This window comes from Microbispora triticiradicis (assembly GCF_005864065.1).
Classification (GTDB): domain Bacteria; phylum Actinomycetota; class Actinomycetes; order Streptosporangiales; family Streptosporangiaceae; genus Microbispora; species Microbispora triticiradicis.
Map to the genome: position 1 here is coordinate 37,487 of NZ_VANP01000005.1, position 13,047 is coordinate 50,533.

Annotated in this window: 12 protein-coding genes; 7 read left to right on the forward strand and 5 right to left on the reverse strand. The window is 73.1% G+C overall.

Translation table 11 applies throughout. From position 1 onward, the window contains the following. Positions 1-84: 84 nt before the first annotated feature. From FED44_RS14430 to FED44_RS14440, 3 genes are all read left to right on the forward strand, one after another. Complete coding sequence (locus tag FED44_RS14430; protein WP_111697236.1) at positions 85-1,446, forward strand: S8 family peptidase; 1,362 nt, start codon at positions 85-87, stop codon at positions 1,444-1,446. Positions 1,447-1,561: 115 nt separating this feature from the next. Beyond that, positions 1,562-1,834 (forward strand): hypothetical protein, encoded by a 273-nt coding sequence (locus FED44_RS14435; RefSeq protein WP_244301929.1) that lies wholly within the window; start codon positions 1,562-1,564, stop codon positions 1,832-1,834. Next, positions 1,831-2,397: a P-loop nucleotide/nucleoside kinase family protein gene (locus tag FED44_RS14440; RefSeq protein ID WP_138460990.1), complete on the forward strand. Its 567-nt coding sequence runs from the start codon at positions 1,831-1,833 to the stop codon at positions 2,395-2,397. The genes FED44_RS14435 and FED44_RS14440 overlap by 4 nt, the downstream gene beginning before the upstream one ends. 9 nt (positions 2,398-2,406) lie before the next feature. On the opposite strand, the gene FED44_RS14445 is transcribed toward FED44_RS14440, so the two are convergent. Beyond that, complete coding sequence (locus FED44_RS14445) at positions 2,407-3,042, reverse strand: TetR/AcrR family transcriptional regulator (protein WP_244301930.1); 636 nt, start codon at positions 3,040-3,042, stop codon at positions 2,407-2,409. A gap of 144 nt (positions 3,043-3,186) precedes the next feature. Here FED44_RS14445 and FED44_RS14450 point away from each other — a divergent pair, with 144 nt between their 5' ends. Continuing rightward, positions 3,187-4,149, forward strand: coding sequence for a zinc-binding dehydrogenase (locus tag FED44_RS14450; RefSeq protein ID WP_138460991.1), 963 nt, complete (start codon positions 3,187-3,189; stop codon positions 4,147-4,149). 29 nt (positions 4,150-4,178) lie between these two features. Here the strand turns inward: FED44_RS14450 and FED44_RS14455 are convergent, their stop codons facing one another. From FED44_RS14455 to FED44_RS14470, 4 genes are all read right to left on the reverse strand, one after another. Then, on the reverse strand, positions 4,179-4,775 hold the full coding sequence (locus FED44_RS14455) for an HD domain-containing protein (RefSeq protein WP_138460992.1): 597 nt from the start codon (positions 4,773-4,775) through the stop codon (positions 4,179-4,181). Positions 4,776-4,820: 45 nt separating this feature from the next. Further along, the gene (locus FED44_RS14460) at positions 4,821-5,609 is read right to left on the reverse strand and encodes an ion transporter (RefSeq protein ID WP_111697240.1); all 789 of its coding nucleotides are present in this window, start codon (positions 5,607-5,609) and stop codon (positions 4,821-4,823) included. 304 nt (positions 5,610-5,913) lie between these two features. Next, positions 5,914-7,329 carry a PQQ-dependent sugar dehydrogenase gene (locus tag FED44_RS14465; protein WP_138460993.1) on the reverse strand — a complete coding sequence of 472 codons (1,416 nt, stop codon included), beginning with the start codon at positions 7,327-7,329 and terminating at the stop codon, positions 5,914-5,916. Positions 7,330-7,795: 466 nt separating this feature from the next. Continuing rightward, entirely contained in the window at positions 7,796-8,947 is a 1,152-nt protein-coding gene (locus FED44_RS14470) for an ROK family transcriptional regulator (protein ID WP_138460994.1), read from the reverse strand. Between the two features lie 244 nt (positions 8,948-9,191). On the opposite strand from FED44_RS14470, the gene edd reads away from it, so the two are divergent. Genes edd through eda form a run of 3 tightly spaced genes read left to right on the forward strand, consistent with a single transcriptional unit; the run spans position 9,192 to position 12,702 of the window. Beyond that, on the forward strand, positions 9,192-11,033 hold the full coding sequence (gene edd, locus FED44_RS14475; protein WP_244301931.1) for a phosphogluconate dehydratase: 1,842 nt from the start codon (positions 9,192-9,194) through the stop codon (positions 11,031-11,033). Beyond that, complete coding sequence (locus FED44_RS14480) at positions 11,030-12,085, forward strand: glucokinase (protein ID WP_138460995.1); 1,056 nt, start codon at positions 11,030-11,032, stop codon at positions 12,083-12,085. The genes edd and FED44_RS14480 overlap by 4 nt, the downstream gene beginning before the upstream one ends. Next, a complete protein-coding gene (eda, locus tag FED44_RS14485) occupies positions 12,085-12,702 on the forward strand; it encodes a bifunctional 4-hydroxy-2-oxoglutarate aldolase/2-dehydro-3-deoxy-phosphogluconate aldolase (protein ID WP_111697242.1) in 618 nt (205 codons plus the stop codon). The genes FED44_RS14480 and eda overlap by 1 nt, the downstream gene beginning before the upstream one ends. Positions 12,703-13,047 lie beyond the last annotated feature (345 nt).

The window sequence follows — 13,047 nt, forward strand, 5'->3', positions numbered from 1 at the left end:
TTCCCGCGAAGCCGTGGACGGCGCCGCCGGTATGCAGGAGGGTTGTCACGTAACGTATCCACCCCGTCACGAAGTGGAACCGTCGTGCGCGTACTCATCCAGTTGCGTCCGTCCCCCGATGTGGTCGCCGCCGTCGCCGACCCGTCGGTCCCGTCCTCGGCCTCCGACGTGGCCGACGATCTGCCCGGGATCGTCATCGACCACTCGTACGCCCCGGTGGCCGTGCCCCAGCCGATGCCCGCGGTCCCCGGCGGGGACCCGCTGTCGCTCAACCAGCCCCTGATCTTCTCCATGGCGCCGCAGGACGCCTCCGTCGTGGTCCGCGGGGAGATCGCCGACGACGAGCTGACCAGCAGGATCACACTGCTGCCCGCGACCCGCCGCGACGTGGTCGCGGTGTACGCCGACCCGGCCATCGAGACCACGCTCACCTGCGCCGGCGACCCTCCCGTGGGCGACTGGCACGACGTCGAGCGGCTGCTGTGCCTGCCCGATCTCGCGGCCGAGGGCCTGGACGGCTCCGGCGTCCCCCTCGCGGTCGTCGACACGGGCATCAACGCGGCGTACGTCTCCGCGGCGCGCGGCCGGGAGGTCACCGTCGATCACGAACGCAGCTGGAACCCCAAGAGTGTCTCCGGAACGCCGGGGGACTTCGCGGTCGACCACGGCTCGATGTGCGCCTTCGACGCGCTCATCGCCGCGCCGAAGGCGTCTCTCGTCGACGTGCCCGTGCTGCTGTCGCGGCGGCAGGGCGGTTCGACGCTCGACGGCCTGCTGTCCGACGCGATCTCCGCGTACGCGCACCTGCGCGAGGTCCTCGACGCCCAGCCGGCCGAGTCCCGGGCGCTCGTCGTGACCAACAGCTGGGGGTCGTTCTCGCCGCGCTGGGACTTCCCGCCCGGCCATCCCGGCAACTACTCCGACAATCCCGCCCATCCGTTCAACCTGATCGTCGGCAGCCTGGCCGAGGCGGGGGCGGACATCCTGTTCGCCGCGGGCAACTGCGGCACGCAGTGCCGCGACAGCAGGTGCGCCTACCCGGACCGGCCCATCGTCGGGGCCAACTCCCACCCGCGTGCCCTGTCCATCGGCGGGATCGACACGGGCGGGACGCGCGTCGGCTACTCCTCCCAGGGCCCCGGGCGGCTGGCCGCGCGCAAGCCGGATCTGTGCGCCTACACCCACTTCACCGGTTCCCGCGCACTCGGCGACACCGAGCCCGACTCCGGCACCTCGGCGGCCTGCCCCGTCGCGGCGGGGCTGGTCGCCGCCGTCCGCACCCGGTGGCCGTCGTCCACGCTCTCACCGGCCCAGCTCAGGACCCTGCTGCGGCGGACGGCCGACGACCGCAGTGCCGTAGGGTATGACCACGACTACGGGTACGGCGTGGTCGACGCCGCCGGCGTCATCGCCGCGCTGCGCCGCCGGGCGGCCAAGGCCGCCTGAAAGCCGCTCGGGCGGCCAAGGCCGCCTGAAAGCCGCTCGGGCGGCCAAGGCCGCCTGAGAGCCGCCGCGTGGCCCCGGCCGGGCGGCGTCGTACACGACAGGGGAAGGCGGACCCGTGGCCGATGTGCTGATCACCGTGCGACTGCCCGCACCCGCGACCCTGGAGTCGGCCATGCGGCATCTCGACCTCGCCGAGGACGAGGTCGACACCGCGTACGGGCTGGTGCCGGTCGACCCCCGCAGGAACCTGTACGTCCTGCGGGTAACGGAGAGCGCGGGACGGCGCGTGGGCGACACCGGCGCCGGACCGCGCGGCGGGGACCGTCCGCGTGCGGAGGGCGGGCCGTACTCCGATCCGCCGATCGAGCCGTACGGCCCGCCGCGATGACCGGCACCGTCTGGATCGTGTCGGGGCCGCCGGGGGCGGGCAAGTCGACGGTCTGCGATCTGCTGCTGGCCCGCCTCGACCCGGTCCCCGCCCTGCTCGACAAGGACACGATGTACGGCGGCTTCGTCGGGGCGACCCTCGCCGCGTACGGCAGGCCGCCGGGCGAGCGCGAAGGGCCGTGGTACGACGAGCACGTCAAGCGGTTCGAGTACGACGGCATGACGGCGACCGCCCGGGAGATCCGGTCCCACGGCTGCCCGGTCATGCTGGGCGGTCCGTTCACCTCCCAGGTCCACGACGCGGCGCGCTGGCACGCGTGGGTGGAGGTCCTGGGCGGCCCGGAGGTGCGCCTCCTCTGGATCCGCTCCGACGGCCCCACGCTGCGCGAGCGGCTGGTGCGCCGGGGCCTCGCCAGGGACGGGCAGAAGCTGGAGAGGTTCGCCGACTACCTGCGTGCCATCCGGGTCGACGAACCGCCCGCCGTGCCGTACGACGAGATCGACAACCGCCTCGGCGCGCCCCCGCTGGAGGCCCAGATCGACCGGCTCCTGGTGAGAAGGTAAGCGGGGTCCTCACCCATTCCCGAGTGGCGCTCCGGATGCCGGCGGTGCGTCACGCGTCAGCGGTGATCGTTCCGGGACGGCTTGGAACGCCTGGATCACGAGTGCGGCGAAGCGCCTGGACGCCGCGATCCGGACGGCCGCCGACGTCGCGTGGATGCCCCGGTGGGCGGAGAGCATGAGGATCAGGTCGTCCAGGACGAAGTCGGCACGCAGGTGACCGGTCTTCTTGGCGCGGCGGGCGAGTCCGGCGACCGCGTTCAGCGTGCGTTCACGGCCCGCCGCGAGATCCACCTGGCCGGGATAGGCCGCCATGAAGGCGTCGGTGAAGCCTCGGTTGCGGGCGTGCAGGTCACAGATCTTCTCGACGACGAGGCGGAAGCCGCGCCACGCGTCCGGGTCGGCGCTCCCCTCGTCGACGATGGCGTAGCAGGCGCGCATCTCGTCCTCGAACGCTTCGGTGACCAGCGTCTGCTTCGTCGGGAAACGGCGATACAGGGTGGCGGGGCCGACTCCGGCGCGCCGGGCGATCTCCCGCATCGGGACGTCCAGGCCTTCGGCGGCGAACAGCGCGCGAGCCGCGCCGAGGATGCGCTCACGGTTGTCCAGGGCGTCGGAACGCAGGATGTGAGGCGGAGGGTCGGTCACCGCTCTCACTTTAGCCAAGTGGACGGTGGCGTCCGTTACGGTCCGAGAGCACGGACGCCGCCGCGCGTCGTGGAGCATTCCCAGCATCCGGCCGGTACCGGCCCATCCGCCGGTACCGGCCCATCCCAGAAGGTGGAGACGACAGTGTTGGCAGTCGCGATCCGGGAGTTCGGAAGTCCAGAAGGCCTGGCGCTCATCGACCGGACGGCCCCGGTTCCCGCCGCCGGACAGGTACTGATCGCCACGGAGGCGATCGGCGTCGGCGGCGTCGACGCCGTGATCCGGAGTGGCGCCCTGGCCGCCTACGGCTTCGAGAAGGGCCACATCCCCGGCAGTGAGGTGGCGGGCGCCGTGATCGCCGCGGGCGACGACGTCGACACCTCGTGGATCGGTCAGCGGGTGTGGGCGTTCACCGGGCTGGGCGGCGGCTACGCCGAACAGGCGATCGCCTCGGTCGAGGAGATCGTCCCCCTCCCCGCCGGCCTGTCCGCCGTCGACGCGGTGACGCTCGGCAGCTCCGGTGTGGTGGCCCACTTCGGCCTCTCCCATGCCCGCTTCGCGCCCGGCGAGTCGGTGCTGGTGCGCGGTGCGGCCGGCAGCATCGGGATCATGACGGTCCAGCTCGCGGCGCGCGGCGGCGCCGGCGCGGTGGCGGTCACGACCTCGTCGCTCCAGCGCGGCGAGCGCCTGCGCGCGCTCGGCGCGACCCACGTGCTGGACCGCTCCGGCGACGGCGGCCGGCACGCTCCCGCCGGCTACGACGTCGTCATCGACGTCGTGGCCGGCCCCGACCTGCCCTCCTTCCTCGCCATGCTCAACCCGAACGGCCGCATGGTCGTCGTCGGCGCCGTCGGAGGGCAGCCGCCCGCGGACTTCGGCACGACGATGATGGCGGCGTTCCGGAAGTCGACGTCCTTCGCCACCTTCAGCGCCGACACCGTGGCCGCACCCGACCGGCGGGCCGTGCGGACCGGGCAGTTCGCCGCCGCGAGCCGCGGCGAGCTGCGCACGGTGGTGCACGAGGTGCTGCCGCTGGAACAGGCCGTGTCGGCGCACTACAAGATGGACGCCGGCGAGGTGTTCGGCAGGATCGTCCTCACCCCGTAGTCCTCACCCCGTAGTCCTCGCGTCGCAGGTCACACGATCTCGTGGCCGTACGCGGCGGCGAGGGGCTGCAGGTCGGGGACGCCGAAGACCGCGCGCATCGACGCGAACACCTCGGCCTTGTCCTCGCCGTACCGGCGGACATGGGCCGCGTAGGCGTCGGCGGTGACGAATCTCGGCGGGTCGGTCTTGGTGTGGAACTTGTCCGCGAACATCACGAGCTCCTCCTCGGCCGACTCCGCGAGGTAGTCGCGGGGCGGCAGCGGCAGCCCCTGTCGCAGCACGTCCTCCCGGCTGATCCCCACACCGGTGTGGTGGGAGCAGAACCGGCACAGGCTCTCGGGCAGGCCCTCCGCGCGGAGCAGTTCGTGACCGAGGATCCCGTGGCGCACGTAACCGGCGTGGTCGAGCCGTCCGTCCTCGTCGTAGAGCCGGTAGACGCCGATGTCGTGCAGGAGGCTGCCGGCCCGCACCAGCTCGGCGTCGACGTCGAGCCCGGCGTGGTCGGCCAGTCGCAGGGCGATCGCGCAGACGATCTCGCAGTGCGTGTGGACGAGGTCGAACGCCTCCTCCGAGGGCGCGTGTCTCTCGTGCAGCGCACGGATCTCAGCGTCCGTCGGAAGCCGCATGCGCGGAGTCTAGCAACCGACGATCATGGGCCCTGAGACCCCTCCTCAGGAGGGGACGCGGTCGGTGATGGCCTGACGCAGGCCCTGGATCTCCGCGCGCAGGGCGGCCATCTCGGCCAGCACCTCGACGTCCTCCCGGCGCTCCGCCCTGCGTTCCTCCTGGTTCTCCTCCTCCATCGCGCTGACCACGACCGCGATGAAGAGGTTGAGCACGACGAAGGTGCAGACCAGCACGAACACGACGAAGTAGACCCAGGCCGAGGGGTGGGTGTCCATGACCTCGCGGTTGATGTCCGACCAGCCGTCCCCGGTCATGACCTGGAACAGGGTGAACAGCGAGGTCGGCAGGTCGCCGAAGTATTCGGGTGCGGAGGCGCCGTACAGCTTGGTGCCCATGACCGCGGCGACGTACAGCACGAGGCCGAGCAGGACCACGATCGAGGTCATCCCGGGGATGGCGGTGAGCAGCGCGGAGACCACCCGCCGCAGCGACGGCACCACCGAGATCAGCCGCAGCGCCCGCAGCACGCGCAGGGCCCGGAGCACCGACAGCCCGCCCGCCGTGGGAAGGAACGAGACGCCGATGATCAGCGTGTCGAAGACGTTCCAGGGGTCGCGGAGGAAGCGCCACCGGTAGACGTAGGCCTTGGCGAGGATCTCCGCGACGAAGACGTAGAGCGCGGCGTGGTCGGCGACGTGCAGCACAGTGCCGTAGCGGGCGACCGCCCCGGCAGAGGTCTCGACGCCCAGCGTGGCCGCGTTGATCAGAATCACCACGGTGATCGCCTGCTGGAACCGCGGCGACTCGATCACCCGGCGGACACGTTCACGCACGAAGGACTCCTGGGGGAGGGAAGATCGCCACAGAGCCTAGTGCCACCGGCCGGCATCTCCGTCTCCGCGCGGCACGCCCGGCCGGGACGCTTTCGTGATGGCGTCTCGGTGCCGGTGCGCGGCGTACGGAAAAGCTCGACGGCCACGATGAAGGTCACATCCGCGCATGGCGGACGGAGAGTACGGAGACGGACGACCCGCCGTCGCGGCAGGCCGTATGGGCGGAGGGCGGGAGCCCGGACCAGGGCCCCGCCCGTGACGTCCTCGCTGGGCGCGGGTCGCCGCTGACGGATCTCCCGGAGCGTCACCTGCGCGGGGCGACACGCCAGACGGTGTCGCCCGCGTCGTCGGCGACCAGGAGGCCTCCCGCCTTGTCGAGGGCGACTCCGACGGGGCGTCCATAGGTCGTGCTGTCGCCGGGGTCGGGCTTGAAGCCGGTGAGGAAGTCCCGCGGCCTGCCGCTGGGCATGCCATGGGCGAACGGCACGTAGACGACCTTGTATCCGACGGGGTCGCCGCGGTTCCAGGACCCGTGCTCACCGATGAAAGCGCCGCCCCGGTAGGCCGGGGGAAACGCGGTCCCCGTGGAGAATGCGAGCCCCAGGGGGGCAGTGTGGGCGCCCAGTGAGTAGTCCGGTCGCGACGCCCTGGCGACCAGGTCCGGGCGTGCGGGCGTGACCCGGTCGTCGACGTGGTGCCCCCAGTAGCTCCACGGCCAGCCGTAGAAGTCGCCGTCGCGGACCCTCGTCAGGTAGTCCGGGGACACGTCGTCGCCGAGGACGTCGCGTTCGTTGACGACCGCCCAGAGTGTCCCGGTGGCCGGGTCGAGGCCGAGACCGTTGGGGTTCCTGATCCCGGACGCGTAGACGCGTGCGCCGCCTCCGCCGGGATCGACCTGGAGCACGGCGGCGCGCCCGCGCTCGGCCTCCAGGCCGTGTTCGCCCGCGTTGCTCCCGGACCCGACCGTGACGTAGAGCTTGGAGCCGTCTGCGGCGGCGAACAGGTTGCGGGTCCAGTGGTTGTTGTATCCGCCGGCCGGCAGATCGAGGATCTTCTCTCCCGGAGCGGTGATCCGGGTGTCGCCGAGCCGGTACGGGAAGCGCCACACGCCGTCGGTGTTGGCGACGTAGAACATGGCTCCGGTGCCCGGCGGAGCGTCAGGTTCGACCGCGTACGGCGGCGCCGCCCTCAGCAGGGCCATGCCGAACGGCTGGTTGAGGTGATCCAGGAACGTGCCGCGGAAATCGGCGACGCCGTCGCCGTCGGTGTCCCGCAGCAAGGTGATCCGGTTCGCGCTCCGTTCCCGCGTCGCGCCGTCGTTGCGGCGCAACCAGGACAGCACGCTCATCACGATCGACTCGGCGGGCTTCGGCGAGGTGGCGGATTCGGCGACGAGCACGTCGCCGCCGGGAAGCAGGTAGAGCCAGCGAGGGTGATCCAGCCCGCCCGCGAACCGGGTGACGGTGAAACCTTCGGGCGCGGTGGGCGTCACGCCGGCGGGCCAGCCCACGACGTCGGGCGCCTCGACCTTCGGGATGGGGAACGTGTCCGGCTCCTCGAGCCGGGGATCCGCCCCCAGGCGCGCCTCCGTCTGAGGCGGGCCGCCGCGTCCGACGACGGCGAAGACCCCCGCCGTCGCGAGGACGGCGAGCAGGACCAGCGCGAGGAGGGCGCGGACCGCGATCCGCGCCAACCGGCGGCGCCTCACCTCCGGGGACATCTCGCACCTCCCGGCGACGGCGGGGAGATCGGCGAGGACGTACGGCCCGGCGGCCGGCGAAGTGGCTGACCCGGAGGATCCGCGTGTTCCACGGCATGACCTTTCGACGGCGGTCTCACGACGACTCCCACCGTGGTGGATCAGCGGGGTGCGCGGACTCCGTCCATGGGCGCGTCATGGTGACCGCTCGGCCCGGCCGGCCTCGCCTGCTGGGCCGGCCGGACGGGCCACCTGGCGGAGTCGTACCGGCCGTTCGGAGGAGCCGGATGTGCAGGCCGGGACCATCCGATCCGCCGCGCCGGCTCACGTCGGCGAGCCAGGCGGCGGCAGGTGGCAGCAGGTGGCGGGTGGCGGGGGCGGGGGGTCAGGGCGCGGCAGGATGAGGCGGGTGACGAGGTCAGACGGGTGGGTGGCTGCTCAGCGGATGGCAGAGCCTGCGCGCGGCGAGATCGGCGCGGCCAGGGGCTCAGCGGGCGGCGGCGTCGACGGCCTGGGCGGACAGCACGTGGTCGAGGACCATGAGGGCGCAGCCGGTGATCCCGGCGCCCGGCCCGAGGCGGCCGCGCTCGATGCGCAGGCTGCGGGTGGCGAGCTGGGTGGAGCGCCGGTAGACGATCTCGCGTACGCCCGACACCAGCGGCTGGAACATCTCGGCGACGTCGCCGCCGAGGACCACGACGGCGGGGTTGAGCAGGTTGACCGCGCCGGAGATGACCTCGCCCAGCCAGCGGCCCGCCTGCCGTACGACGGCCATGGTCTCGGCGTCGCCGGCCCGTACCAGGGCGGTCACGTCGGCGAGGGACGCGACGTCGCGGCCCTTGGCGCGCAGGTCGCGCAGGATCGCGGTGCCGCTGGCCACCGAGTCGACGCAGTCGAGGTTGCCGCAGCGGCACAGCACGCCGCCGCCGTCCCGCACCGGGATGTGCCCGATCTCTCCGGCCGCGCCGAGCGCGCCGCGCAGGATGCCGCCGCCGGAGATCACTCCCGCGCCGATCCGGGTGGAGACCTTGACGAACAACAGGTCGTCGAGCTCGGCGGCGTAGACGCTCCGGTGCTCGCCCATCGCGATGACGTTCACGTCGTTGTCGACGAGCACCGGCACGCCGAACCGCTCGGAGATGACGGGCGGGATCACCACGCCGGTCCAGCTCGCCATGACGCGGGCGCTCTCGACCCGTCCCGCCGCGAACTCCACGGTGGCCGGGACGCCGAGGCCGATGCCGGCCACGTCGCCGCGCCCCTCCAGCAGCTTCTCCCAGGTGTCCATGAGCAGGGGAAGCACGACGCCGGGGCCCTCCTCGACGTCGATGTCGATGTCGGTGCGGTGCAGCACCTCCCCCGCGAGGTCGCAGATCGCGATCTGGGTGCGGCGGGCGCCGAGCGAGGCCACCGGGACGACTCCCCCGCCGGCGTGGAACCGCAGCCGCATGGGCGGGCGGCCGCCGGTGGACGGCCCCTCGGCGTCCTCCACGATCAGCCCGCGCTGGAGCAGGTCGGAGACGCGGTGCGCGACGGCCGGCCGGGACAGGCCGGTCACGCGGCCGATGTCGGCGCGCGTCACCGCCTCCCCGCTGCGGATGAGCTGGAGGACTTCACCAGGAGTGGCTAAACGTGACATCAAGCAGAAGTGAAGCACACGCGCTCACCGAAGTTCAATGACTTATTCATTTCGAGTTACAAAACTAGGCTTGATAACTGGCATAACTACCCGATACTGTCCCTCCTGTGCCGGATCGACGCCTTCGCCCGGTCAGCGGACGTGGCGTCGGGCCGGGCACGAGATCGACCTCGCCGGTGCCAGGGGGCTCCGGCGGTAGCAGGACCCGCCGCAGCGGCCGCGCCCGGCACGAGGAGGACCTTCCGTGACTGACCCCGTGATTTCCCCTGTGGTCTCCGAGGTCACCCACCGTGTCGTCACGCGCAGCCGCGACACCCGCCGGGCCTACCTGGAGCGGGTGCGTCGCGCCGGGGCCGAACTGCGCGAGCGGGGGCCGGCCCGGGGGCGGCTCGCCTGCGCCAACCTGGCCCACGGCTTCGCCGCCGCCCCGGCCGAGGACAAGCTCGACCTGCGGGGCGCGGCCAAGCCCGGCGTGGCCATCGTGACCTCGTACAACGACATGCTGTCGGCGCACCAGCCGTACGAGACGTACCCACCGGAGCTCAAGCGGGCGGTCCGCGAGGCGGGCGGCGTGGCGCAGGTGGCGGGTGGCGTGCCCGCTATGTGCGACGGCGTGACCCAGGGCCGCGCCGGCATGGAGCTGTCCCTCTACAGCCGCGACCTGATCGCCATGGCGACCGCGATCGCGCTGTCGCACGACATGTTCGACGCGGCCCTGCTGCTCGGGGTCTGCGACAAGATCGTCCCGGGGCTGCTCGTCGGCGCGTTACGCTTCGGCCATCTGCCCGCGGTGTTCGTGCCCGCCGGGCCGATGACCTCCGGCCTGCCCAACAAGGTCAAGGCCCGGGCCCGGCAGGCCTTCGCCGAGGGCAAGATCGGCCGTGGCGAGATGCTCGACGCCGAGGCGGCCTCCTACCACTCCCCCGGCACCTGCACCTTCTACGGCACCGCCAACTCCAACCAGCTTCTGATGGAGGTCATGGGGCTCCACCTGCCGGGCGCGACGTTCGTCAACCCGCACACCGAGCTGCGGCAGGCGCTGACCCGGGCGGCGGCGCGGCGGGCCGTGGAGATCACCCCGCACAGCGAGGAGTACACCCCGCTCGGCGAGGTCGTGGACGAGAAGGCGATCGTCAACGCGGTCGTCGCGCTGCTCGCCTCGGGCGGCTCCACCAACCACACGATGCACCTGGTCACGATGGCGGCCGCCGCCGGGATCACCCTGACCTGGGATGACATGGCCGCCCTGTCCAAGGTCGTGCCGCTGATCACCCGGATGTACCCCAACGGCCAGGCGGACGTGAACCACTTCCACGCCGCGGGCGGCATGGCGGTGTTCATCGGCGACCTGCTGGACGCCGGGCTCCTCCACGCCGACGTGCTGACCGTGGCCGGGCGCGGACTCGGCCACTACCGCACGGCTCCCGCCCTGAAGGAAGGCGTGCTGGTGTGGGAGGAGCGGACCGAGCCCAGCACCGACCCCGACGTCCTGCGGCCGGTCGCCGAGCCGTTCTCCCCCGACGGGGGCATCCACATGCTGTCGGGCAACCTGGGCCGCGCGGTGAGCAAGGTCTCCGCCGTCAAGCCCGAGCACCTGGTCATCGAGGCCCCGGCCCTGGTGTTCGACGACCAGCTCGACCTGCTCGCCGCGTTCGACCGGGGCGAGCTGAACGGGCGGGACTTCGTCGCGGTCGTCCGCTACCAGGGTCCCCGCGCCAACGGCATGCCGGAGCTGCACAAGCTCACGCCGCCGCTGGCCGTGCTGCTCGACCGCGGCCAGAAGGTCGCGATCGTGACCGACGGCCGCATGTCCGGCGCCTCGGGGAAGGTCCCCGCGGCGATCCACCTCTCCCCCGAGGCCGCCGACGGCGGGCCGATCGCGCTGCTGCGCGACGGCGACGTGATCCGCCTCGACTCCGCCGCCGGGACGCTCACCGTGCTCGCCGACCTCACCGGACGCACGCCCGAGGGCGCGCCCCTGACCGACGAGCAGTGGACCGGCACCGGCCGCGACCTGTTCGCCTCCTTCCGCCGCACGGTCGGCCCCGCCGAGCGCGGCGCGAGCGTCTTCGGGGGCACCGCGTGAGCCTGCCCTGGCTGGTCGCCGACGTGGGCGGCACCAACGCCCGGTTCGGTTTGGTGCCCCGGCGCGGAGGGCAGCCGGAGGCGGTAACCGTACTCGACGTTTCCCAGCATCTCGGCCTTGCCGATGCCGTAGCCGCCTATCTCGCAGACCATGCGGGCGGAGTTCGGCCGGGGGCCGCGTGCCTGGCGATCGCCGGTCCGGTCGACAGGGACCGGTACCGGCTGACGAACGCGGGATGGTCGGGTTCCGTGAACGACCTGGGCATCCCGCGTACGGTGCTCCTCAACGACTTCGAGGCCCTCGCGATCTCGCTGCCCCACCTCGCGGGCGGTGATCTCGTGTCGCTCGGCGGCCCCCCGCCGTCGCCCGGCCTGACGAAGGCCGTGCTGGGCCCGGGCACCGGACTCGGGGTGGCGGGGCTGGTCCCCGTACGGGAGGGCTGGCTGCCCGTGGCCGGCGAGGGCGGGCACGTCGCGGTCCCGGTCGTGACGGACCTGGAGATGGAGATCGTGCGGGCGCTGCGCGCCGACGGCCTGCCGTACGTGGACGCCGAGCACCTGCTGTCGGGCACCGGGCTGCCGCGCCTGCACCGCGGCCTCGCGCTCGTACGCGGCGTCGCGCCGGACGCGTGGACGGCTCCCCAGGAGACGGCCCAGGAGACGCCCCGGACGGCGGGTACCCTGACGACGGGAGCCCGGGCGACGGCGGCCGGGGCCGCGGCGCCCGGGTTGACGGCGGCGCAGATCACCGCGTCGGACGACCCGCTGTGCGTCGAGACCGTGGAGGTCTTCCTCGCGCTGCTCGGCGGGTTCGCCGGCGGCGTGGCCCTGACGTTCGGCGCGCGGGGCGGGGTCTACCTGGGCGGCGGCGTGCTGCCCCGGCTGGCCGCGCGCATCCCGGGCAGCGCGTTCCGGGCCCGGTTCGAGACGACCGCTCCGGCGCTGAAGGACTACGCCGCCGCGATCCCGACCTCGCTGATCGTCGCCGAGCAGCCGGCGCTGACGGGTGCGGCCGCCTGGCTCGCCCAACGATTCCCCGAAGTGGAGCTGTGATGAGCAACCTTCTCGACCTCGCGCCGGTCGTCCCGGTGGTCGTCCTCGACGACGCGGAGAGCGCCGTCCCCCTCGCCCGGGCGCTGGTGGCGGGCGGCCTGCCGGTGATCGAGGTGACGCTGCGCACCCCGGCCGCCCTCGACGCGATCCGGCGGATCGCCGCCGAGGTGCCGGAGGCCGTGATCGGTGCGGGCACCGTACGGTCGCCGGAGGACGTGGAGTCCGCGGTCGCGGCGGGTTCCCGGTTCCTCGTCTCCCCCGGCACCACCCCCGGGCTGCTCGCGGCCATGCTCGCCTCGGGTGTGCCGTTCCTGCCGGGCGTGGCCACGGCCACCGAGGCGATGACGCTGGCCGAGCGCGGCGTGCGTGAGCTGAAGTTCTTCCCGGCGGAGCCGGCCGGCGGCGTCTCCTACCTCAAAGCGCTGAGCGGCCCGCTGCCCGACGTCCGGTTCTGCCCCACCGGCGGGATCACCCCCGCGAGTGCGCTGTCCTATCTGGCCCTGTCCAACGTGGGGTGCGTGGGTGGAAGCTGGCTGACACCGCGTAGCCTGGTGTCCGCAGGCGACTTCGCGAGGATCGAGAAGCTCGCCGCCGAGGCCGCGGCGCTGCGTCCCTGAGCCCCTTTCGCCCGCACGGAATCCCCCGACCGGCCCTCCGGCCGCGCCGGGACCCCGAGCGGGCCCCGGGGCCGGGGGCCTTCCCGCGCCCGACCGCACAAGCTCGCCGGCCGAGCCACCCTCCCTCGGTGACGCCGGTGGCCATGCTCGTGGACCGTGACCCGGCCACACGTTCATGGACTCCGGGCCCGTGCGCCGCTCACCCGCGGCGTGCGGGCCCTCTCCCTTCAAGGCTTGCTCCCGTAACGGCCGGAGAGCGGCGCGGCTCGCCGACCCCCGAGGGCGTGATGCGCTGGTGGTCCCCGGCGCGGCAGGCTTCGGCCGGCGACGTGGCCCCACGGCCGG